Raw genomic sequence first — 24,137 nt, 5'->3', positions numbered from 1 at the left:
CTATAGATGAAGGAGATGTTAACATTGACAAGCGTTATTGAAGTTAAAGGAATGAGCTGCCAGCACTGTGTAAACAGCATCGAGGGCGCACTGAAGAAGAAGGGCGTAACGGCGAAGGTCGATCTCCCCGGCAACCGTGTCACCGTTGATTTCGAAGAGAAGTCCATTTCGCTCGTGCAGATCAAGTCAACGATTGAAGACCAAGGCTTTGACGTTGTTTCTTAATGGCAGCCAATCAATCCTTAGCAGGCTAATCCGGTAAACGACCGGGTTAGCCTTTTTCCTTGTAGTCATGCTATGATAGATCTTTGATTGGGGGCTGTCATGACATGAATCAATATCCATTTGAATTTGACCCGAAGGTACCGTTTATGCAGCAGGCCAGCGACTGGATCGCGGACGTTTTCTACGAGCGATTGCCGGAAGCCGGCTTCGAGCTGCGGGACGAACAGATCTATATGGCGTTTCAGCTGGAACGCGCTTATAACGAGAAACGGACGATTTTCGCCGAAGCCGGCGTCGGCACGGGCAAAACGTTTGTCTATTTGCTCTACGCCATCAACTATGCAAGGTATACGCGCAAACCGGCGATTATCGCCTGCGCGGACGAGTCGCTGATCGAACAGCTCGTGAAGCCGGAAGGTGATATCGCGAAGCTGGCGCGGTACCTTGATCTGACGATCGATGCAAGGCTCGGCAAGTCGATGGACCAATATATTTGCCTTAACAAGCTGGACGATGCCAGAGGCGGCATCGAGAATATCGAGGTGTTCGGAGATATCTACGGCTCGCTGCCGGATTTCGTGAACACTCCCGGTACGATGCAGGCCTTCCACCCTTACGGCAATCGCAAGGATTACCCGCATCTAAGCGACGAACAGTGGAACGCCGTCTCCTGGGACGTGTTCCAGGATTGCCTCGTATGCAGCCGGCGCCATCGCTGCGGACAGACGCTGTCGCGGGAGCATTATCGCAAAGCGGCCGATATCATCATCTGCTCGCATGATTTCTATATGGAGCATGTGTGGACCTATGAAGCGCGCAAACGCGAAGGGCAGCTGCCGCTGCTGCCTGAGCACAGCTCGGTCGTCTTCGACGAAGGCCATCTGCTGGAGACGGCGGCTCAGAACGCGTTGACGTACAAGCTGAAGCACAATGTGTTCGAATCGATCATCACGAGGCTGCTGCAGGGTGAAATCCGCGAAACGCTTGCCGTGGCGATCGACGAGGCCATTCTACAAAGTGAGACGCTGTTCGCCCTGCTGGAGGACAGCAGCATCGCGGTTGCGGCTTCCGACCGCAGAGAAGTGCCGCTGACGGAGAAGCTGCTTCGCGAGGTCAATCGATTCGTCTCGCTGTTGTCGGTCATTGAAGAAGAGCTCGTCTTCGAAAGCGGTCTGTTTACGATTGATGCGTACCAGCTGACGATTGTCGAGGAGCATCTCGAAATGCTGCAGCTCGCGTTGAATCTATTCAAGCAGCCGAACGGGCTCATTTCGTGGGTAGAACAGGGCAAGGACGGCGCAACCCTCGTCATTATGCCGAAGCTCGTCAAAGAAATATTGAAAGAGCGTGTCTTCGCCAAACAGATGCCTGTTATTTTCTCGTCAGCAACTTTATCCGTAGGGGGCTCGTTCGCTTACATTGCCGAAAGTCTCGGGATCGAGGATGCATTATCCTTCTCCGTCGCTTCGCCTTACGAATACGATTCGCAGATGAAGGTTTCGGCATCAAGCGAAACCGACCAAGCGAAGAAGCTTCAGTTGACCTTGGAACGGCTGCGTGAGTCGCAGGGCAAGGCACTGATTCTGTTCCCATCCAAGGAAGAACTGCAGCGGTTCCGCACGGATATCGAACCGATACCCGCTTATGGCGAGTTTAGATTCTTGTTCGAAGGCACGGCTGAGATCAGCCATCTGATCAGTGAGTTCCAGCATGACGAAGACAGCGTGCTGTGCGCAGTCACGCTGTGGGAGGGGCTTGATATCCCGGGGCCATCCTTATCCCACGTCCTGATGTGGTCGCTGCCGTTCCCGCCGCATGATCCTGTGTTTACGGCGAAGCGCAAAGACGCGGCGGAGCCGTTCAAGCAGGTGGACATGCCTTATATGCTCCTGCGGCTTCGTCAGGGACTCGGCCGCCTGATCCGCAAACGCGACGACGAGGGCATCATTACCATCTATGGGGAAGCGCTCGAAGATACTTATGTCATGGAGCAGGTGAAGAGCGTTCTGCCGGAAGGCGTCATACTGTCGCCGCTAGCGCGCGCATCGAATTGACATCTGGCAGGCAGCCTTTTACAATTTGAATAGACTCATAGAAAAGGATGGTAGATGGATGACGCAACCGATGAAGAAATCCACGTATAAGAGCCAGCGCCGAGCGGAGCAGGAGAAGCTCGAGAAGCAGCGCAAGGTGATGAAGAAACTGATATGGGGAACGGGGATCGTCGTCCTGCTGGGCATTATAGCCGCGCTTGTGTTTACGCCTAAAGCGGATCCGACAAACTTCGATTACGCGAAGCTGCCCGTATTAGGCAAGCAAGACGCACCGATCAAAATCGTAGAGTTCGGCGATTACAAATGCCCATCCTGCCAAATCTTCAGTCAGCAAATCAAGCCGCAGCTGGAGAAGGATTATATCAACACCGGCAAGGTCGGCATGTATTTCATGAATTTCCCGTTCATCGGACCGGACTCCACGACGGCCGCGCTTGCTGCGCAATCCGTCTACCACCAGAACAACGATGCATTCTGGAAATACTATGACGTCCTTTACAAGAATCAGCAAGACGAGCACACGGAGTGGGCGACGCCGGATTATTTGGTGCAGCTGGCTAGGAATAATGATATTCCCGTGGATCTCGACCTGCTCAAGAAAGATATCGACGAGAAGACGTACGACAAGGAAGTCAGCTCGCACGCAGCGACAGCGGTCAAAGCGAAGGTCACTTCGACGCCGACGCTGTTCATTAACGGCAAGGAATTCAAAGGCAATTTCAGCGATTACCCAGCCATCAAAGCCGCAATCGAAGATGCGCTGGCCGGTAAGCCGGAATGACCCGCAAACCGCCGTTTCTAGCCTTTTTCAGCAGATACGCGCTTTACTTTTCGTGGGTCGTATCGATCGCCGCTGTCGGCAGCAGTCTCTATTTGAGCGAAGTCATGAAATTCGTTCCATGCAACTTATGCTGGTACCAGCGGATCTTCATGTATCCCATCCTCATTTTGCTTGGTATCGCCAGTTATACCCAGGATCGCAAAATCATTCGTTATGTCCTGCCTTTATCGATCATCGGGGGCTGCATCTCTTTGTATCATTATTTAGAGCAGCAAATCCCTGCGATCGCCAAAATGCTGCCCTGCACGGTAGGTGTTCCATGCAGCGACGATTATCTGGATTGGTTCGGCGGTTATGTAACGATTCCGTTTTTGGCCCTCATAGCTTTTATCTTGATTACCGTCCTTCTGCTTAACGGCCGGGAGGCCGAAGAAGCAGATTTGGATGACGAAGAAGCTTATATCACGTCGAATTAACTAATGAGGCCCAATTTTGGGCCTCTTTTTTCGCTAAATTATGAACGTTCCGAGGACATTTGTCACAATATTTGTTCCTCCCAACTAGTTCTGCTATCATGAGATGGATGAATGTTATTCGGGTTGATACAAGTGATGCATATTGACCCGTTGTATACTTAATGATGGAGGTAGCCGTTAATGACAGCAGACAGTATTGACCGGAAGTCGCCATGGGAGCTCTATTACGGCCCCAATTTGGGTTACATCGAAGAGATGTATGAGAAATTCCTGACAAATCCGGACGAAGTAGACCCTTCCGTTAGAGAATCATTCCAGAAGTGGGGCCCCCCGCCTTCGGCAGCTGTGAAGCAGGACTTGACTGCAAACGCAACCCAGCCGCTCGCATCGAGAACGGATGGTACCAATAGTATTCGAACGTTCGATCCCGCTTTTTTGAAGAAAATTGTCGACGCAGGCAAACTCGTACGGAATATCCGCACCTTTGGCCATCTTGCAGCCGACAACGATCCGCTTGGCATATCACCGCCGCCCGATACCCGTTTACTTGAGCCAGCAACGTTCAAGTTGTCCACGGAGGATCTGGAGGCTATTCCTGCTTCTCTGATCTGGGAAGAAGCACCGGAGAACATCCGCACTGGCCAACAAGCCATTAGTCATTTGAAAGACGTGTACATGAAGTCATTCGGCTTCGAATTCAGCCACATCCATGACCAAGACGAACGGATTTGGCTTCGCCGTCAAGCCGAGATCGGCATGGCAAGCAAACCAATGACTGCGAAGGAACGCATTGCATTGCTTCAACGTTTGATCGATGTCGAGCAATTCGAAACGTTCATCCACCGCTCGTTTGTTGGTCAGAAACGTTTCTCCATCGAAGGAATCGATACGCTCGTACCGATGCTGGACGAAGTTGTGAGAGAAATCGCTCATGACGGCGCACGGCATATTGTGATGGGTATGGCTCACCGCGGGCGCCTGAACGTACTGACACACGTGCTCGGCAAGCCTTATGAGGCAATTTTCTCCGAATTCCATCATTCGACGAGCAAGGAGTTGTCGGAAGGCTCCTTGGGTATCAATACCGGCTGGACGGGCGACGTGAAGTATCATCTTGGCGCCCATCGTTCGCTGAAAGCAGGCGAAACGGTCGAAACACGTATTACGCTTGCCAACAACCCGAGCCACTTGGAATATGTCAATCCGGTTGTTCAAGGTTTCGCGCGCGCTGCACAGGACGATCGTTCGAAAGCCGGTTTCCCGGTTTCCGATTTCGGAAGCGCAGCGGCCATCCTCATCCATGGCGACGCGGCATTCCCCGGCGAAGGTATCGTGGCGGAGACGCTGAACTTCAAGAAGCTGTCGGGCTACGAGAGCGGCGGCACGATTCACATCATCGGCAACAACCGTCTCGGATTTACGACGGACAGCAGCGATTCTCGTTCGACGTATTATGCGAGTGACTTGGCGAAAGGCTACGAGATCCCGATCATTCACGTAAGCGCGGACGATCCGGAAGCATGTATTGCCGCTGTTCGCATGGCCTGCGAGTACCGCCAAAAGTTCAGCAAAGACTTCCTGATCGATATGATCGGTTACCGCCGTTATGGTCATAATGAAACGGATGACCCGGAAACAACCCAGCCGCTTGTGTACCAGAAGGTGCATAATCATGCCGTGGTCGCCCGGCTCTATGCCGAGAAGCTGAAAGAAAAGGGCTTCGTGACCGAAGAGCAGGTCGAAGGCTTGCGCAAGGAAGGACTTGCGAACCTGCAAGCAGCCCTTGACGTAGTGAAAGAGAATGACAAGAATCACAAGCAGCCGAAAATCGACGATGCCGGCAGCAAACGCCGCAAGAAAGACCTCGTAACGGGCGTTTCGCTGAAGAAGCTGCGCGAAATCAACGCGGATCTGCTGAAATGGCCGGAAGGCTTCAAGGTGCACGACAAGCTCGAACGGATTCTGATGCGCCGCGCAGGTGCGCTAGATAAGGGCAGCAAGGTCGATTGGGGCCTCGCGGAAACGCTTGCCTTCGCGACGATTTTGTCCGATGGCACGCCGATCCGTCTGAGCGGTCAAGATTCGGAACGCGCGACGTTCGCCTTCCGGAACCTCGTGCTGCACGACCCGACGAGCAATGCAACGTTCTCGCCATTGCATACGCTGCCGCAGGCGAAAGCTTCCTTCGCATTGCACAACAGTCCGCTGGCGGAAGCATCCGTGCTTGGTTTCGAATATGGATACAACGTATTCTCGCCGGAAACGCTCGTTATTTGGGAAGCGCAATACGGCGACTTCGCCAACTGCGCGCAAGTCATTATCGACCAATTCATTACGGCAAGCCGCGTGAAATGGAGACAGCAATCCGGTCTCATCATGCTTCTGCCGCACGGTTACGAAGGCCATGGGCCTGAGCATTCCAGCGCAAGGCTGGAGCGTTACCTGCAGCTGGCAGCTGAAGACAATCTAACGATTGTCAATATGACTTCGGCAGCACAGTATTTCCACCTGCTTCGCCGCCAAGCGTCGATTCTGAACACGGAAGAAGCGCGTCCGCTGATCGTCATGTCGCCTAAGAGCCTTATTCGGAACGCGAATGTTGCATCCGAACCGGCCGAGCTGTCCGAAGGATCGTTCAAGCTGGTACTGGAACAGCCGCACCTTGGCAAGAAAGAAGATAAGGTAGAACGCTTGATCTTCTGCACAGGCAAAATAGCCATTGACCTGGAAGCGGGACTTGAGTTGAAGGATGGACAGGCTGCCGATGCTTGGGATTGGCTGCATATCGTGCGTGTGGAACAGCTGTATCCGTTCCCGAAAAGCGATGTAGAGCAAGTCATTGCGCGTTACCCGAATGTAAAGGAAGTGCTGTGGGTGCAAGAAGAGCCGCAGAACATGGGGGCATGGAATTACATCGAGCCTCGTATTCGTGCTCGCGTATCCAACAAAGCGACTGTCCGTTACGTTGGGCGGCCTAAACGTTCCAGTACGGCGACCGGCTTCCACAACGTACACAATATCGAACAACAGCGCATCATTTCGGTTGCCCTCAACCGCAGTACGTTAAACTCGAATAGCCAAGGAGAGAATTAGGCAATGAACGACATTAAAGTACCCGAGATGGGCGAATCGATTGTAGAAGGCACAATTTCTAAATGGCATGTTAAAGCAGGCGACAGCGTGAATGTCGGCGACGTGCTGGCTGAGCTTGAGACGGATAAAGTCAATATTGAAATCAGTGCAGAGCAAGCTGGCGTCGTCAGCCAGCTTCTGCGTGCCGAGGGCGACACTGTTGCTGTAGGCGAAACGATCGGCGTCATCGGCGGCGCAGCTGCGGCAAGCGCTCCTGCGGCGGCACCGGCAGCAGCTCCAGTTGTTGAAGAGCAGAAGCCTGCAGTACCTGCGGCTGTACCAGCAGCAGTACCTGCGGCTGTATCGGCTCCTGTTGCAGACACGGCATCCATTCCGTCCGCAACGCCGGCTGCACGTAAACTTGCAAGAGAGCTTGGCATTGATCTGACGCAGGTGCAAGCCAATGATCCGCTTGGCCGTATCCGTCAAGAAGATATCGCTGCGCATGGTACGACAGCTCCTGCAGCGGCAGCACCGGCTCCTGCACCGCAGGCTGCTGCGCCGTCCGCTCCGGCAGCTGAACCCGGCAAACCGACGGAACGCCGCAAAATGTCGCGCCGCCGCATCACGATCGCTAAACGCCTGGTTGAAGCGCAGCATAATGCTGCCATGCTGACAACGTTCAACGAAGTCGACATGACGGCGATTCTCGACGTGAGAAAACGCCGCAAGCAAGCTTTCGCTGAAAAGCACGAAGTGAATCTCGGGTTCATGTCCTTCTTCACGAAAGCCGTTATCGGCGCGCTGAAGGCTTACCCGCTGCTAAACGCCGAAATCCAAGGCGAAGAAATTCTCGTGAAGCAATACTACGATATCGGTATCGCGGTTTCCGCTAAGGAAGGTCTCGTCGTACCTGTCGTACGCGATGCAGACCGTCTGAGCTTTGCTCAAATCGAGAAGCAAATCATCGATTTGGCTGGCAAAGCGCGCGCGAACACGCTCGGCTTGAATGATCTTGCCGGCGGTACGTTCACGATTACGAACGGCGGCGTCTTCGGTTCGCTGCTGTCCACGCCGATTCTGAATGCACCGCAAGTCGGTATTCTGGGCATGCACAAAATTCAAGTGCGCCCGGTTGCAATCGACGACACTCGGATGGAGAACCGTCCGATGATGTACATCGCGCTTTCCTACGATCACCGGATCGTAGACGGAGCCGAAGCTGTCCGCTTCCTCGTAACCGTAAAAGCGCTGCTTGAAGATCCGGAATCACTGCTGCTGGAAGGTTAGTCGCCTAGCGGAGTCCGAAACCATTTGACCGAAACCTCACTTGTTGGCGTCAGGACATCTGTCCCTCGGCGTCAGCAGGTGAGGTTTTTGTATTTGCTATTGCCGCTTCTTCTACATAAAATAAAGAAAAGTGAGAAAAAACAGAGGTGGATGAGGATGAACGTACGTAAAATGCGATTGTTTGATTTCGAAAACATCCACTCCAGCGATGATCGGGACGAGTATGAGAAGGACTATGCCAGATTGATCCAGTCGCCGGCTTTTCGGCGGCTGCAGGGGAAATCACAGGTTTTTGGCGCAGGCTCCGGCGATTATTACCGCACGCGATTGACGCATTCGCTGGAGGTTTCGCAAATAGCCCGCGAAGTGGCGCGCAAGCTTCGCAAGCAGGATTCATTTCTAGCAAAGAAGGAGCATCCGGGACTCATGATGGATCCGGAGGTCGTGGAATGTGCTTCCCTGGCTCATGATTTGGGCCATCCGCCATTCGGCCATAAGGGCGAAGAGGTGCTGAACGAGCTGCTTATGAAAGAATGTGGGCTGAAATACGAGGGCAATGCGCAAAACTTCCGCATCCTGATGTTTCTGGAGAAACGAGCAGGCAGCGACAGCGGTCTTGATCTTAGCGCTGCCGTGCTGCTCGCCATCAATAAATATCCGTATTGCCTGGACGACCCTGGCAGGCTGAAGGGCGTCTACGGCATGGAATGGGAGGGCATCAGCTCGCTCCGCCAAGCGTGGGGCATGCCAGAGGGCTGTGCCACCCTGGAAGCGCAGCTGATGGATCTATGCGACGATATCGCATACTCCACGCATGATATCGAGGACGGCATTCGCGCCGGCAAAATCCAAATGAACCCGAACCTGTTCGAGGATGACCGGCTTGTCGCCAACGTGATGCAGGAAATTATCGAAGATTCGGGCAATGCCGTCATGCACTGGGAACAGGTCGACATGAAACAGATGGTGAAGCAGGCGCTTCATCACTATTTGCAGCAGTGGGAGAGCATCTACGTGGAATGCGGCCGCGAGCCTTCGCGCACGCGCCGGGAGATGAAAGCGCGCTGGGTGCGTAAATTCGTGAGCGGCGTCGGCATCATCGACGATCCCGCAACGGGCTGGAAACGCGTAACGTTCATTCGCGACGGCGTGCAGGATTTGGAGCTGCTGCGGACGATGGAAATATTGAAGAAGCTGGCCTGGGTGACGCTGATCAAGGATTTTCGCGTGCAGCGACTTCATAAACGAAGTGAAATCATGATCAAGCGTCTATGGGACAGCTTTAAGGTGCAGGACACCGGGCGGTTGATCATTCCGCCGGATTGGCTGGAGAGCTACGAGCGGCAGCGGAGCAAATGGCCGTGGGAACGAATGGTGGCCGACTATATCGCGGGTATGACGGACGCTTATGCCGAGAAGGTCTATGCGGAATTTTTCGCCAGCGCATATAGTTCAAAATGGGGTTCATTGTATGAAAGAGATTAACAGTATACGACTTCGACTGATGCGTCAAAGAATCGGTTCTTTACGCCTTTAGGCTTTTCTTGATCTTCCTTCGTTTCACCTAAACGGGAAAGGGCCTGCATTATAATGGTCTCTTTCTCGTTTTCTTCGTTTAACCGTTCTCGCAGGTCGTCAGCGCTCATTAAATCGTTGACGAACATAAACTGCCATTTCTATTTCCGCTCGCCCGTAGAGGTTAATTCGCGGTTTAAACGATCGATCTCCTTTATTCTTTTTCCTTCCTGAATTTTCTGTTCCTTGCCGGCTTCGTCCGTAAGTATCGGATCCGATATGATGTCATTAATATGGTTAAGCACCAAATATTCTATGTGATGCTGCCCAAACATCGGCTGATTGCATCCCTTGGTAAGTGTGCCATGGCAGGGTTTGAATCCAAATTATTACCAATTGCATTTACGGGCATATAAGACTATTATTGATTTAGCAAGACCAACGCAATCAGGGTCATGGAGGTGAAAAAATAATGGTCTCGCATATAGACTTCTGCAATTGTACGAAGATGAGACGCGCAGCACGTCACATGTCGCGATTCTATGATGTCTGTTTGTCTGTGTCGGGCTCAGGGTTACGAGCTACTCAATATTCCATCTTAGGCTATCTTAGAACTGAAGGGCCGATGATGATGATCGAACTCGCTGAGCTTATGACAATAGATCGAGCAACGATTGGACACAATCTACGGCCGTTGGAGCGGGATGGATTAGTACGTATTCAGGTCAGCGAAACCGATCGGCGCGCCAGAATCGTATCCATCACAGATGAAGGGATCAAAAGAGTTGAGCTGGGAAGATCCGGATGGGATTTTGCTCAGGCTGAATTCGAAAAGCTCTTCGGCATTGAACATGCAGCGTCAATGAGGAATATGCTGGATGATGTTGTTGGCATTAGCTTTCATACCTGATGAATTGCTGGTCTGCAAATTTTCGACGGTGACGGCAAGAATCTTGATGGTACTCGTCATCATCGTCGATTCGCTAAAAGATAGAAGAAGTTTCACTTGTCTCGTCAAATACGGGCATATGAGACTAAGTGCAATCACACTAACTAAAAAGGATGGGATACCCACTAGGAGCACAACCTTCACAGAGTATCGCATCGACCGTGAATGTTTTGCCGGCCGGTCACAGGCTGCAAATCGACATTCTGAACCAAATCGCTGAGTTTATCCTAGGAGATTTATAAACAAAAAGATCTTATTAAGCTGGAACGACGGTTATTGATCTTAAAAAAATTAAACAACGTAAACACATTCGAGGAGGAAAATAGTAATGAAGAAGAGTTTAAAAGTGATCACTTCCGTAGCGATGGCTGTTTCGATGTTCTCATCGATAGAGGTGGCAGCAAACGCAGCAACAACAACTACTTCTGCAACTGTTTCAGCATCCAAAACGTCTGCTAATTTCAAAGATTTGGCTAACGTAGATGCAGCTCTGAAATTGAAAATCGATGCTTTGCTGGAAGCAGGCGTGTTTAACGGCGTATCTAAGGATTACTTCGGAATCAGTCAAAACATGACTCGCGCTCAAGCCGCAAAAGTCCTGACACTGATTTACAACATCAAAGTTGACATGACAGTTACGACTTCCAGCTTCAATGACGTTAAAGGTAGTGACAAATCAAACGGATGGGCAATCCCTTACATCGAGGCTGCTAAGAAAGCCGGCTTGATCACTGGTGTAACGGACAATGCTTTTGTTCCTGGCGGAAACGTAACGTTAGGTCAATTGGCTAAACTGTTGGTTGCCGGCCTAGGTAAGAAAGTTGATACAACCGGTACTCCTTGGTACAAAGAAGTTATTTCTCAAGCAGTAGATCTGAAATTACTGTCGGAAGGTACTAATGGAGCCCAAATTGCTTCCCGCGCTAACATCGTAGAAGGTGCTTACGGTGCCTCAAACTTGGCTGCAAAAAATGCTTTTTCTGATGAAGAACTTGTCAAAAGACTCCCTGGTTTCCAAAACAGATATAAAAAGGTAAATGGCGTCAAACTTCATTACGTAGAGGGTGGTAAGGGCGAACCGTTATTTCTTCTTCCTGGTTGGCCGCAAACCTGGTATTCGTTCCACAAAGTTATGCCGGAACTAGCGAAGCATTACCATGTTTATTCCATTGACTATCGTGGAATGGGCAGTTCTGACAAGCCTGAATCCGGCTATGATAAGAAAACCCTGGCTGCGGATATTCATTCATTGGTCAAAGAACTCGGCTATGAAAAAGTTAACGTTGCAGGCCATGATATCGGGTCCATGGTTGCTTACGCTTATGCAGCTCAATATCCTGAAGCTACGAAAAAACTTGCTATGTTGGATGTTCCTCATCCTAACGATCGATTTCTGAAAATCCCGCTCTTGTCGGCTCCTAGCGCGTACGATTTGAGTAATCCTGATCGTGCTTGGTTCCCGTGGTGGTTTGCACTAAATTCCATTCCAGGATTGCCTGAGCAATTGCTGCAAGGAAAACAAGCGGATATCGTTCACAATTGGATCTTCGATTATCAGCTCTATAACAAAGCTTCCATGACCGCAGAGGACAAGGCGATTTATAACGCGAGCTATGACAGCCCTGAGGAGATTCGCGCAAGTAACGGTTGGTATAAAACGTACAGGAAAGATATTGACGACCTGAAAACGTATAATAAGCTGTCAGTGCCGGTTCTAGGTATAGGCGGTGCAAAGTTCGGGCTTGATCCATTTTTACGTGAAAATGCAACTGACTTTAAAGTGGTGAATTTAGAAAAAACCGGACACTGGATCGCAGAGGAGAATCCGCAAGAAACGATTAAATTGTTTATCGAGTTTTTCCAATAATAACACAACTTTGAATTGTATAAGTGCATGTTCATTAATGAGTCGGAATAATCCAAGTCGACTGGACATGTACGGGTGCCAGCCAAACTCGCCGCCTTGTGGTAACAGATTATCAACATCGAGATAGAGGTAGCTCTTAGGAATATTCAGGAGAAGACAGGATATCATATTTAAGTACATTAACTAGAAGGATGGGAACAACACAATGAACACTAACTTTACAGCAAAACTGGACTCAACACCGTCGCCAAAGATGGAGATTGGCGAGTTGCAGGTCAATTCGGATATCAAGCTTCGTCATATGGTCTATCGTCCTGCCCAACCGAAGGCTACGGTGTTGTTCCTACACGGCTTCCCAGAGTCGATGTATTCGTGGAAGCCGATTGCCGAATCTCTGTCCAGCGATTATGAGGTTCATGCGTTTGACTGGCCCGGTTACGGACAATCCTCACGTCCGAGCGCCGATCGCTTTTCCTACGCACCGAAAGACTATGCCCAGGTGCTGGAACAATATATCCGCGCTTCCGGTATCGACAGCTCGAAGCTGGTGATTTACGCGACCGATATCGGGGGGTTGCCGGCGTTGCTGGCCGCCCTGGAACAGCCACAAATCGCGAGGAAGATCATCGTCGGAGATTTTGCGCCATTCAACCGGCCGCAGTACATGTGGGAAAACCTGGCGGCTCTGAAATCTAAGCCCTCGTCCGATGTCGTGCGTGCTGCGATGAACCAGACCCGAGATGAAATCCTGGCAAACACGTTCTTCCGCGACAATCCGACAGAAGAGCGCTACACGTTGCCCCAGGAGTTCAGGGACGATATAGCGAAAGGGTGGGACGGCGATATCACTGCGGCCGACGCGTTCTATCACTACTACTCTCACTTCACCCGCGACCAGGACTATTTTGAAGCCAATATGTCGAAGCTCAAAGTGCCCGTGAAAGTCGTGTGGGGCGAACAGGATAGCTACGTCAAGAAGGAAATGGGCGTCGAGTTCGCTGAGCGTAATAATTTAAAGCTTACGATTCTCCCTGGTCTCGGCCATTATCCGCATCTGCAGGCACCAAAGCAGACCGCAGATGAGCTTCGAGCCGAAATCGACGGCTGATGCTGGCCAAGCTCGCAGCACGCGCGGACTTTCCGCCACAGGCTTACGCCGATTGCGCCGTTTCGAAATGAGAGCCCTGCCAACAGTCCCGAGAGCGGACGTCCGCCACTGGCCGGCCATGTGAAAGCGGGCCGGCCATGCATGGCAGATCGCGAGGGGCGACGCCATCTGCTACTTCATTTGGCGGCGGCGCTATTCGCGGAAAGAGGCTACGGAAAGGTCAGTCTTGAAATGATTGCACGTGAGGCCCACGTTGCCGTCCGAACAATCTACGTCAAATTTGGAGGGATGGCTGGAATACTGAAGGCCATCATCGAGGACGAACGCGATTACGTTTGAGCTAATTGGGAACGATAATGCTACTCCAAAACATAAGGCAGCCGACGATGAACTGCACCTCCAATTGTTAGACACCATTTAACTGCATGTTCAACCACTTAGTTTACCTTTTTGGTTCTTGCTTGCTTTGCTACTTAGTTCCTTGATCATTCTGGAAATGCTGCCGAAGCACGAAGAATCTAAGCCACAGAAACATAAAATTTCGCTTGGCATTCCCGAAAATATAAATAAGCAATTATTTGACGACAAAGTAAGGATAAATCAATAGGAGGAATCAATATGTCGGAAAAAAGACGAAATGAAAAAAATGCTCAATATTTGGGGATCGGCGATCCCAATCTCCGAAAACACTACTACCCGGCATGGTTAGACAACCTAGCCGACGACGTCACACTTGAGGGCGCTGCGATGGTCGGCGCCGCTCAGGGCGCAGATGAAGTTCGTTCAATCGTGGTCACTGCCCGCTCGCTGTATGAGTATCAGGAGTTCCACTTTGCCGACAAATACGGCGACAACGGCTTTCTCGAGGACTATACAACTCAGGTTCGCGGTGAGCCCGTCGGCGTTGTTGTCACAGTTTTCAACAACAAAGAGGGGAAGGCCCAGCACATTGTGGTGAACCACCGGCCACGCAGCTCGTTGTTGCTCTTCTCCCGCTTGATGGGCGAGAAGTTCGCCGGAACCGCAATTGGCGATCACTTCCTCGCTAGCGAGTCTTGAAACGGACGTACCAACAACCGCCAGTATCCAACTTCAGCATGACGTCCAAGTTTTCACACTGTTACCTATGACGGGCGGATAAATCGTTGAAATGTAGAATTGTACAAAGCTAAGCGATCTGAATGATGAGTGAAAATGACTCGGGAATTCGTGTGTTTATTCGTGTATCAAAGCGCAGCCCTCATCTTAATATTAGGTGGGGCTAATTGACGTTTTTGTTTATTGATTTGTAAAATACGCATACTTAGGGCTTGCTGAATGAATGAAAAACCTAGGAATAACAAGGGTTTGACCATATTTTTTCGAAATAAGATGCAAGGAAACCGGTAGACAGTCCGGTAAATACCGTGCATCTGGAGGACGAAATCATGTATCAACGAAGTGATGGCCAACTCATCATGCCAGGAGATTTTTTCCTGCCGTTTGGCGGAAAATTAAGCGAAGATAACCGCTGGGTGCTTCTCGCCGCGATGATCCCATAGGCGAAGGTCGAGGAGAAGTACGCCAAGTCCTTCAAAAGAAGCCAAAAGGGTCAAAAAGTGGTACCCGTCCGTGTCGCGCTCGGAGCGCTTATCATACAAGAGCGGCTCGGGATTGATGATCGTGAGACAATTCAGCAGATTCTGGAGAACCCGTATCTGCAGTACTTCCTGGGGCTGCCGGGTTATCAGAACCGACGCCCTTTTCAGGCGTCACTCATGACTCACTTCCGCAAACGACTTGGCAGCGACGTCATTCAAGAAGTCAATGAATGGATAGCCCTCGAAGAAGTCAACGATTCGAGCGGCGGCTGCGCTGCAGAGGGCACAAACGGGAATCTCACGAATCAAAGCGCCGAAGCGACTATTCATCAAGGAAAGCTGCTCCTTGACGCCACCTGTGCACCCGCAGACATGGCTTACCCTACCGACCTGTCGCTGCTGAATGACGCGCGAGAAAAGTTGGAAATCATCATCGACCTGCTTCACGAGCCGCACCGTGGAAAGATGGAAAAACCGCGCACCTAACGGCAAAAAGCAAGAAAAGCGTACCTTGCCGTGTCCAAGCAGCGGCGCGTAAAGCCCAGTACGATGCGCAAGGCGATCGAAAAGCAACTGCGGTTCGTTGCGCGCAACTTAAGATCGGTCGCCGCTTTAGCTGGAACCGGTACGCTATCTGCGCTGCCCAGGAGCCTGTACAAAAAACTGTTGGTCATTCAGGAGCTGTACCGCCAGCAACGTCAGATGTTCGATGAACGCTCGCACAGCGTCCCGGATCGGATCGTCAGCATCTCGCAACCGCACGTTCGTCCCATCGTACGTGGCAAGGCAAAGGCTAGTGTAGAGTTTGGCGCTAAAGTCGCCATCGGCTTGGTGAACGGTTTTGCGTTTGAAGAGAAACTGGACTGGGATAATTTCTATGAAGGTCTCACGCTGAAAGCCTCGGTGGAAGCCTACTACAAACGCTTTGGCTTCTACCCCGAAGCGGTGCTTGCCGATCAGATCTGCCGTAACCGCGAAAACCTGCGCTATTGCAAGGGTTTGGGCATCCGCCTCAGCCGACAGCAGCTTTGGCGACCATCTGCTAATCAAGATGAAGCTAAGCGTCTCTCCAAGCTCGATGCATCGGAGCGTAACGCAATTGAAGGCAAGTTCGGCGAGGGCAAGCGTTGCTATGGGCTTGGTCGTGTTCGAGCACGCCTTCAGGCGACGAGCGAGACCGTCATCAGCCTACAGTTCCTCGTGATGAATCTGGAGCGAAGACTACGACTTTTCTTTTTTTCGTCTCTCGCATGGCTACAAGCGTTTCGGCTGTGCTTGAATGTGAGGCTTTTGCAATCAAATTGATTTGTTTAGCAAGCCCTACTTATGGAAACGGTCGGAGTAATCGGCTTGAAAGTGCGAAATACTACGAAAGGTAAAATGAAGCTATAGGCATATTGGGATTGTTGTTCTGGCAACAAACAATGACTAGTGCTGTCTTTGCTAAAATGTAAAGAGGAGGGATATTTTTGTTCAGAAGAAAATCGAGTGTGTTCGAATTAATGGCAATTACGCTGATCATGTCGCTGCTTCTTTCAGGTTGTGCAGAAAACAATAATCGGCAAAATCAGAATGGAATGGATTCAAGCTCAATTTCAACGGATTCTGATCTAAAGTTGTAAACGGTTTCGGATTCACAGCGTTCTATCGAACCAAAAGTTGACAACAAAGCAATTACTGATAAGGAGCTAGTCAAAGAACTTCCAGGGTTCAACAATCGTTACAAACAGGTTAATGGAATCAAGATTCACTATGTTGAAGGCGGTAAAGGCGAAGCGCTGTTACTTCTTCCCGGTTGGCCGCAAACATGGTATTCGTATCACAAAATTATGCCTGACCTAGCAAAACAGTTTCATGTTTTTTCAATTGATTATCGTGGAATGGGAAGTTCTAGCAAGCCTGAATCAGGTTATGATAAGAAGACAATGGCTGCAGATATTTATGCCTTGGTTCAAAAACTTGACTTAAAGCAAGTTAACATCGTAGGACATGATATAGGGTCAATGGTTGCTTACGCTTATGCAGTCAATTATCCTCAAGCTACAAAAAAACTAGCCATGTTGGATGTTCCACATCCCAATGACCGATTCCTGAAAATCCCTATTCTTCCGCCTCCAGGCGTTTATGATTTGAGTAATCCTGATCGTTCTTGGTTCCCGTGGTGGTTTGCTGTGAATACTATACCTTATTTGCCAGAGCAATTGCTGCAGGGAAAACAAGCGGATATACTTCACAGTTGGATCTTTGATTATCAACTTTATGGCAAAGCTTCCATGACCAAAAGAGATAAAGCGATCTATAATGCGAAATATGAAAGCCCTGAGGCAATTCGTGCAAGTAACGGTTGGTATAAAGCATACAGGCAAGATATTGAAGATCTCAAATCGTATGGAAAGCTGTCCATGCCAGTTCTCGGTATTGGCGGTACTAAGTTTGGGCTTGAGCCTTTTTTAAGCCAATACGCAACTGATGTGAAAATGGTGATATTCGAGAAATGCGGACACTGGATTGCAGAGGAGAAACCTCAAGAGACCATTAAACAGTTTGAGGAGTTTTTTCGTTAACTGTCAGCTCATAGCCGCGTAAATTGCAGCTTTTTCGTATTATTAGGTAACCCGAATATACTGGTTGGCCTATTTTTTTAGGCATTCTATGATGGCGGTAGCGGGGAGAACGTGCGGCTTTTAGGGGCATTGACCCCGAAAGCAAAACTGTTCTCCCACTGTCCCCAATGACCATGATTGAGCTGGTAGAAGCAATGACCTCGCATAACAAGCGAACTATGGGTTTGGAACCATCGTGGGAGTGCCGGCAATTTGCTTAGGAGGATGTTATGGAACCGGTAGTAGGCATTGACGACGTTTCAAAAGGCAGTAGTGTTATTCAAGCCTTTTTGAGGCGAAATGATGCGTATGGGAAACTAGAGATCATCACGTACAATAATCATGGTTTTTTACGAATAGATCGTGTGTTATCGGAGTTGCGCATGGATACAGGGATGGAACTAGTCGTTGTACTTGAAGCAACAGGACACTATCATCGGGGACTTGTTTCGCATTTGAAGCACCAAGGGTGGAAACATGTCATTATTAATCCATTACTTTCAAAGCGAGCGAGAGCCACGCAGCTTCGAAAGGTAAAGTCCGATGCCGCCGATGCCTGGCATCTGGCTGAAATGTATTACCGCGGGGATGTAAAACCCCATTGGACGTGGGAAGAAGCGTACACGGAGCTTCAGCACGTAACCAGGCAGCATGAGTTCATCACAGGAATGTTTGTGCAGGCCAAGTTAAATTCACGAGCATTGCTTGATCAGGTATTCCCGACGTACACGCAACTGTTTCGGGATCTATTTTCGGTCACCTCTTTGCTCATACTGCAACGATGCTTGGAAGGTAACATCCAAGGAATCGATGAAGTGTTTGGAGAAGTGACCGGTAGAGCCCGTTCAAAACAATGGGTAGCCGAGAAAATGGAAAAACTGCAACAACTACTGGAGCATTGGCATAGGCAGCCCAAAAGCCACTCACAATCCAAAGCGCTGGAAGGAATGATCGCGTTGCTGCTCGCATTTTTGAAGCAGATAACAGATCTCGAAGAGCTCATGCAGCAAATTGCGAGCGAGCTTCCTGAAGTAGGGCTGGTAAAGAGTATTCCGGGCATTGGGGACAAGCTGGCTGCTGTCATCGTTGCGGAGGTAGGAGATGCAAAGCAATTTAAAGACCCCAAGCAGCTTGTAGCCTATGCGGGGTTGGATACTGCAATATTCAGCTCAGGAAAGTTTACAGCAACTAGTAACAAAATAACGAAAAAGGGATCTAAGAGCTTAAGGCGAGCCTTGTATTTACCGTACAATGCGGTCTTCGGCGAAGTGCGAATGGCAGGATAAAAGAGTATTACGACAAGAAAAGGAAAGATGGCAAGCCGTACAAGGTGGTCGTGATCGCTTGCGCCAACAAGGCTTAACCATATTTACCCATAAACCTTCTCTCTAATGAATGTTTATTTGTTGTACCTAAAATGAAGTATACCAACAGAACAAGGTTCAACCAACATATAATGCTTGACAGGTATTAGCTGGTTTTTTGCGTTATGAGATAAATTCTTGCTTAAGGCAGGTAAGTTCGAATTGGACAAGAGAGGGAGAAAGTGGCCGCGGTACAAGCTATAGTGGATCTCCACCGGAATTCGCGGGTAAGACCAAGTCGCAAGGTTATGTTGGAAGAGTATAAGAATAAAATTGCATAATTGTCCCAGATTCATGACAAAATAAGTATAAATTTAAGGTGGAGGTAAAATATGTCGGATAAGGAACGAAAAAAACCTTCCGTACGTTATATGAGTATCAGGAATTCAACTTCGCCGACAATTACGGCGACAAAGGCTTCCTCGAGGACTACACCACTTCGATCAGCGGCAAGCCCACTGGCGTTGTCGTCATGGTTACCCGCAACGACGCCGGGAAAGCCCAGCACCTAGTGGTGAACCACCGGCCACGAAGTTCGGTGCTACTCCTCGCCCGCTTGATGCACGAGAAGTTTGCCAGCACCTCCATTGGTGAGCACTTCATCCTCAGCGACTCCTGAATCAGATGGGGCAGGTACACGGATAATTCGTCGAGCGACGCAGATGTTCGTAATGGAGCATCTGCGTCGCAGTGGACGGCATCAACCACTAGAAAGGTAGCGGGACCGTGGTATGGCGGAAGATATATGTCAGAGTTGATAAAAGGTAAGGATAAGGAGTAATACGTTTTTCCAATAATTGAAGCTGTTTTTTGCTGTTAATGACTTTACCACTTATGCACATTACCAGAGCCAAATTGGTAAAGTCATTTAAGTTATAAAGAAGTTGTAGTTCTCGTGATCAATCCTTGATGGCAATTTTGATGTAAATTCGATGTATAACACCAGCATCAATCAGCTAAATTCACCTTTTTCAACGGACAATGGTTTATAATATCCAATTCATAAGGTTTTAACCGACTATAACACATATCAAGAGAAATGATCTCTATCGCTGGCAGCGATGAGGTCAACAGAAGAGTATAATAGTATAATATGATATAACGCGCACTAATATTGACGAACGTCAAAATTGAGCCTAAAAAGTCGCAGCTATTTAGGCTCGAAATGTATACTATTATGTATTACATGGGAGCCGCTCCGGCTCCATTTACGAACGAGATTAAGATTCGAGCAGGAAGGGGCGATTCGGGCATTGGCGCCCGGTCGTTTTTTTTGACAAAGGAGATGCACGAGCATGAACAACTTAGAAGCAACCGGAAGCAAGTGCGCGGTTCGGCGAATGGGAGTCGTCACTTCCATTGACGAGCAAGGGATGTATATCGCGGTAAACGGGCGCGTGCTTCGCGTCATGAAGGAGAAAATGTCGCCGAAGCTCAAGGCTGGTGACGAGGCATCTTGGGATGGCAGGATTTGGACCGCTTCAAAGCGCGCAAAATAGGGTACATCAATCATGAGAAAAGCTTAATGCCCGCTGCACCCTATAAGGGAGCGGCAGCTTCGAATCCTTCAATTATAAGGGAGGATGACACTCATGGAAGTATTGGAAACGAAGCGATGCCTGTTCTGCGATGCGTTAGTACAGGTGAAACATAAAGGCAGCAGCGAATGGTATATGAATTGCCTCTGCTCGCCAAGCGGCTCTTACGGCCTTGCCGATGGAAGCTATGAACCGTTCCGGCTGCTTTCTTACTCCGAGAAACGGAACGAATTCCCGATTATTTCTGCGTATATCCGAGAACAATGCGATTGCGAGGAGACGGTCGTCATCTCGTACGAGGAACGCGATAGTATTCTGAAATCCCCGCTCATTCCGCTGACAACGGAAGAGAAGGGCCAGCGGCTGCTGCGTTACTTGCATCGCCATGCCGGCGGGCCGATGGAGCCCGTCGTGATTAATCAGTTCTCGCAAAGCTATAACTTGACGTACTCGATGAATTTGCAGGAGCTTGTCTATATTGCGGAGAAGCTGAAGGAAGATGGCTTCATCGAGCGAATCGGCTCGACGTTCCGGCTGACGGAGAAAGGCTGGCTGGAGGCTGCAGTGAGCTCTAGCGGCAAGACGTTCAAGCCTTGCTTCGTCATGCTGCCAGGCGGCTCGGATGAAACGGTCCAAGCGTGGATGGAAACGGTATTCCCCAGATTGATTCAGCTCGGATATGCGCCTAAGCTGCTGGAGGACGGGGACGGTGAAGCCTCTCTTGGCAAGCCTATAGAATCAGTGCTGCAGCGGCTAGCGAAATGCAAGCTCATCATTGCGGACGTCACGACGCCGGAAGCGGAGTTGTGGCTGCATGCCGGTTACGCGCTTGGCAGCGATATTCCCGTCATCTGGACTTGCCATACTTCTGCGACGGGCAGCCGCCCTGAGGGGCTTCGTCCCCTCGTTTGGGAACATGGTGAGGACCTCGCTGATCAGCTGCAGCATGTATTGAGCCGGTAGAAAGGAAGCCTGCCCCGGAAGTGCGCAGGGAAAAGTTGCCTGTCCCTGTGCATATGGTCTATAATGATTTTATACAATTTAATTAAATGCAATAATTTTGGGAGGGAAGATCCGTGGGTATTTATGATTTCGAGGTGACGACGATCAGCGGTGAAGATACCACGCTGGCAGCTTATAAAGGGAAAACGCTGTTGATAGTCAATACGGCTAGCGCCTGCGGCCTGACGCCTCATTACAAAGGGCTGCAGCATATTTTTGAAACCTATCAGAGCGAAGGCGTTGTGGTACTTGGCTTCCCTTGCAACCAGTTCGGCAGTCAAGAGCAGGGAAGCAACGAAGAAATCGCAAGCTTCTGCGAATTGAATTATGCGGTCACCTTCCCGATGTTCGCGAAAATTGATGTCAAAGGCGAGAACGCGCACCCGCTGTTCAAGTATTTGCTTGAAGAGGTTCCGGCTCCCTATCGCACCGGTGAAATCGAATGGAACTTCGTGAAATTCCTGGTCGATAAGGAAGGACATGTCGTGAAGCAATACTCGGCAAGGACCGAGCCTGCCGATATCGAACCGGATCTGCGCAGCCTCATTACAACGGGCGGTCTTGGCGCGGCTCCGAATACGGTCAACGACTAAGCTTTCCTGCTGTCGCCTTACGACAGCGGATCATGCATCGATAGATAGCCACAATGGGGCGTCCCCGAGCTGTTGAAGCTCGGGGACGCCCCATTGTTTATTTTGCCGGATTCAGCTGCGCGCTTTGGCTCAGCTTTCGGCATGGGCCGGTCGTCAGGGCAGCTTCTTATCGCTCGGAGGATTTCATTTTGGACAGCGTCAGTTTATTTCGTCCCGACCATGGTTTGGCGAATGACATATTGCGCAGGTTGAAGGCGATGCCGAATACGAGCCACAGCAGGCCCATGAGCAATGCGTCTTTGCTGAGCAGCAGAAACAGCCAGCCGATAATACCGGCGCCTAAGCCCGGAAGAAGGAGATAGAGCAGCGTTCCAGAAGCCGAGCGTCTGCGTTCCTTTACATAGTAGTGGCTGATAACGGAGAGATTGACGAAGAAGAACGCAGTTAATGCGCCGAAATTGACGAATTTAATTGCCATATCCAGATGGATCACGAGGGCCAGCATCGAGACGATGGCAACGATCAGAATATTGACGACAGGCGTCTTGAGCTTCGGATGCACGAAGGCGAAGTACCGCTCGGGCAGTATGCGCTCGCGGCCCATGACGTACATCAGCCTCGATGCGCTGGCAACGGAGGAGATGCCCTGCGTGAAGATGGCAAATAGAAGAACGATGATGAAGATAGAGCCGAGAGCGGCGCCGCCGACCATTTTCACGATTTCAAGTCCGGCTGCATCCACGTCCATGAAGGAGATGGCCTTCGGGAATGCAAGTTGAGTGAGGTAAGACGGTGTGACATATAGGATGCTGGCGATTATAATAATAAAGCCGATCGCACGAGGGATGTTCCGTTTCGCATCCTTGGTTTCCTCCGCCATCGTGGTGATGGAGTCGAACCCGAGGAATGAGAAGCAGATGACGGATACGCCGGATAGGATCGCGGGTAACGGGATATCCGTTTGCATGAACGGTGCCAAGGGATGGCTGAACGACGATAAATTTCGGATCAGAAGTATACAAAAGAGCGCAATGAAGCACATTTGAAGAAGGACAAACCATTTGCTCAAATTTGCCGAGAAGGAAGCGCCTTTGATATTGACGAGCGTTATGACGAGATTGATGCCGACGATCCATGCATAAGCGGGAATAAGTGGAAATTGTGCGTGCATGTAGATGCCGAACGTTAAGCAGGCAATGATGGGGGAAAACAAATAATCAAGCAGCAGAGCCCAGCCGACGAGAAAGCCGAGATAGGGGTGGACAGATTTTTTTACATACGTATAGGCAGAACCCGAGGTCGGATGGGCGACAGACATCATTCCATAGCTGCAGGCGGTAAATAGGATCGCAATAAAGGCAAGCAGATACGCTTGTGTCAGCATCCCTGACGAGGATGCATAGGCAATTCCGTAAATGGAGAAATAAATCATCGGCGTCATCCAGGCGAGTCCCAGAAACACGACCTGAACCAAGGTCAACGTCTGTTGGAGCTTTACTTGCTTTTTCATGTGCAGCAATCCCTTCGATATTGGACTGTAACAAGGTGTAACGGGCAGCGGTCCATTGCTGGGCAGCGCCTTCCGTATCATCTGCTGGAAGAAAAGGGGGTAGCGGTCGATTCTCGACGCATTCCTGTAAATAAAAAAAGCACAGGAGATATCGCGTTGATATCCTCCCGGGCTTTTATCCCTCCGTGAACACAGCGGCTGCCGTGCGTTTTCTCTCGGTCCAGACTGATGGTCAGATAAGCTGTCACCACGGAACCCTAGAAAACGATTATTTGTTTTATTTGTTAGATAATATAACACAAACAGCTTAATCGTCAAATAAAAACTTTGTTAACACTGATTTAGCGTGTTGTAATGGAAAGGATGCTTACATTGTCTACGACAGAAGAAGAAAAACCGAAGCTTATCGCCACAAAAATATGGAAGTGTAAAAATCCGGAGTGCAAAGCGTGGGTTCGCGAGGAATTTGCCGAAAGCGAGCAAAGCTGCCCAATCTGCAAAGGCCCCATGCATCGCAGCATGAGGCATCTGCCGAAGGTTCAGAACAAAATCAAACGTCAGCCGCGCAAGCCTAAATCGGAATTCGATATTTAAAGAGATTGCCCAGGTT

General features: G+C 50.0%; 19 protein-coding genes, 1 pseudogene and 1 riboswitch. Of the genes and pseudogenes, 19 read left to right on the top strand and 1 reads right to left on the bottom strand.

All coding sequences use genetic code 11. The features are described from left to right. Window positions 1–51 precede the first annotated feature (51 nt). From KXU80_RS06655 to KXU80_RS06570, 18 genes and pseudogenes are all read left to right on the top strand, one after another. Complete coding sequence (locus KXU80_RS06655) at window positions 52–225, top strand: cation transporter (RefSeq protein WP_374987780.1); 174 nt, start codon at window positions 52–54, stop codon at window positions 223–225. Between the two features lie 104 nt (window positions 226–329). Beyond that, window positions 330–2,279 (top strand): ATP-dependent DNA helicase, encoded by a 1,950-nt coding sequence (locus tag KXU80_RS06650; RefSeq protein WP_219837455.1) that lies wholly within the window; start codon window positions 330–332, stop codon window positions 2,277–2,279. 58 nt (window positions 2,280–2,337) lie between these two features. After that, the gene (locus KXU80_RS06645; RefSeq protein ID WP_219837454.1) at window positions 2,338–3,060 is read left to right on the top strand and encodes a thioredoxin domain-containing protein; all 723 of its coding nucleotides are present in this window, start codon (window positions 2,338–2,340) and stop codon (window positions 3,058–3,060) included. Continuing rightward, window positions 3,057–3,536, top strand: a complete 480-nt coding sequence (locus KXU80_RS06640) for a disulfide oxidoreductase (RefSeq protein ID WP_219837453.1) — start codon at window positions 3,057–3,059, stop codon at window positions 3,534–3,536. Before KXU80_RS06645 ends, KXU80_RS06640 begins: the two co-directional genes overlap by 4 nt. A 180-nt stretch (window positions 3,537–3,716) precedes the next feature. Then, entirely contained in the window at window positions 3,717–6,629 is a 2,913-nt protein-coding gene (locus KXU80_RS06635) for a 2-oxoglutarate dehydrogenase E1 component (RefSeq protein ID WP_219837452.1), read from the top strand. Window positions 6,630–6,632: 3 nt separating this feature from the next. Next, window positions 6,633–7,898 (top strand): 2-oxoglutarate dehydrogenase complex dihydrolipoyllysine-residue succinyltransferase, encoded by a 1,266-nt coding sequence (odhB, locus tag KXU80_RS06630; protein WP_219837451.1) that lies wholly within the window; start codon window positions 6,633–6,635, stop codon window positions 7,896–7,898. A gap of 156 nt (window positions 7,899–8,054) precedes the next feature. Then, a complete protein-coding gene (locus KXU80_RS06625) occupies window positions 8,055–9,383 on the top strand; it encodes a deoxyguanosinetriphosphate triphosphohydrolase family protein (RefSeq protein ID WP_219837450.1) in 1,329 nt (442 codons plus the stop codon). Window positions 9,384–10,038: 655 nt separating this feature from the next. Next, a complete protein-coding gene (locus KXU80_RS06620) occupies window positions 10,039–10,323 on the top strand; it encodes a MarR family winged helix-turn-helix transcriptional regulator (RefSeq protein ID WP_258171297.1) in 285 nt (94 codons plus the stop codon). Between the two features lie 367 nt (window positions 10,324–10,690). After that, window positions 10,691–12,229: an alpha/beta fold hydrolase gene (locus tag KXU80_RS06615; RefSeq protein WP_219837448.1), complete on the top strand. Its 1,539-nt coding sequence runs from the start codon at window positions 10,691–10,693 to the stop codon at window positions 12,227–12,229. A gap of 205 nt (window positions 12,230–12,434) precedes the next feature. Continuing rightward, complete coding sequence (locus KXU80_RS06610; protein ID WP_219837447.1) at window positions 12,435–13,337, top strand: alpha/beta fold hydrolase; 903 nt, start codon at window positions 12,435–12,437, stop codon at window positions 13,335–13,337. Window positions 13,338–13,478: 141 nt separating this feature from the next. Continuing rightward, window positions 13,479–13,676: a helix-turn-helix domain-containing protein gene (locus tag KXU80_RS06605; protein ID WP_219837446.1), complete on the top strand. Its 198-nt coding sequence runs from the start codon at window positions 13,479–13,481 to the stop codon at window positions 13,674–13,676. A gap of 279 nt (window positions 13,677–13,955) precedes the next feature. After that, entirely contained in the window at window positions 13,956–14,396 is a 441-nt protein-coding gene (locus tag KXU80_RS06600) for a hypothetical protein (protein WP_219837445.1), read from the top strand. Between the two features lie 368 nt (window positions 14,397–14,764). After that, window positions 14,765–16,222: pseudogene (locus KXU80_RS06595) on the top strand (IS5 family transposase). Between the two features lie 524 nt (window positions 16,223–16,746). Then, window positions 16,747–17,481, top strand: a complete 735-nt coding sequence (locus KXU80_RS06590) for an alpha/beta fold hydrolase (protein WP_258171296.1) — start codon at window positions 16,747–16,749, stop codon at window positions 17,479–17,481. Between the two features lie 269 nt (window positions 17,482–17,750). Beyond that, window positions 17,751–18,806: an IS110 family RNA-guided transposase gene (locus KXU80_RS06585; RefSeq protein WP_258171295.1), complete on the top strand. Its 1,056-nt coding sequence runs from the start codon at window positions 17,751–17,753 to the stop codon at window positions 18,804–18,806. Between the two features lie 1,373 nt (window positions 18,807–20,179). Then, on the top strand, window positions 20,180–20,383 hold the full coding sequence (locus KXU80_RS06580) for a hypothetical protein (protein WP_219837444.1): 204 nt from the start codon (window positions 20,180–20,182) through the stop codon (window positions 20,381–20,383). Window positions 20,384–20,476: 93 nt separating this feature from the next. Beyond that, window positions 20,477–21,385 (top strand): hypothetical protein, encoded by a 909-nt coding sequence (locus tag KXU80_RS06575; protein WP_219837443.1) that lies wholly within the window; start codon window positions 20,477–20,479, stop codon window positions 21,383–21,385. A gap of 113 nt (window positions 21,386–21,498) precedes the next feature. After that, a complete protein-coding gene (locus KXU80_RS06570) occupies window positions 21,499–22,017 on the top strand; it encodes a glutathione peroxidase (protein ID WP_219837442.1) in 519 nt (172 codons plus the stop codon). Between the two features lie 166 nt (window positions 22,018–22,183). Here KXU80_RS06570 and KXU80_RS06565 read toward each other — a convergent pair whose 3' ends face one another. Further along, entirely contained in the window at window positions 22,184–23,527 is a 1,344-nt protein-coding gene (locus tag KXU80_RS06565; protein WP_219837441.1) for an APC family permease, read from the bottom strand. 162 nt (window positions 23,528–23,689) lie between these two features. Further along, a riboswitch (guanidine-I (ykkC/yxkD leader) is annotated at window positions 23,690–23,799 on the bottom strand. Window positions 23,800–23,881: 82 nt separating this feature from the next. On the opposite strand from KXU80_RS06565, the gene KXU80_RS06560 reads away from it, so the two are divergent. After that, window positions 23,882–24,121 (top strand): cold-inducible protein YdjO-related protein, encoded by a 240-nt coding sequence (locus tag KXU80_RS06560; protein WP_219837440.1) that lies wholly within the window; start codon window positions 23,882–23,884, stop codon window positions 24,119–24,121. Window positions 24,122–24,137 lie beyond the last annotated feature (16 nt).

This window comes from Paenibacillus sp. R14(2021) (genome assembly GCF_019431355.1).
GTDB lineage: Bacteria > Bacillota > Bacilli > Paenibacillales > Paenibacillaceae > Paenibacillus_Z.
This window is presented reverse-complemented; position numbering and strand designations above follow the sequence as displayed.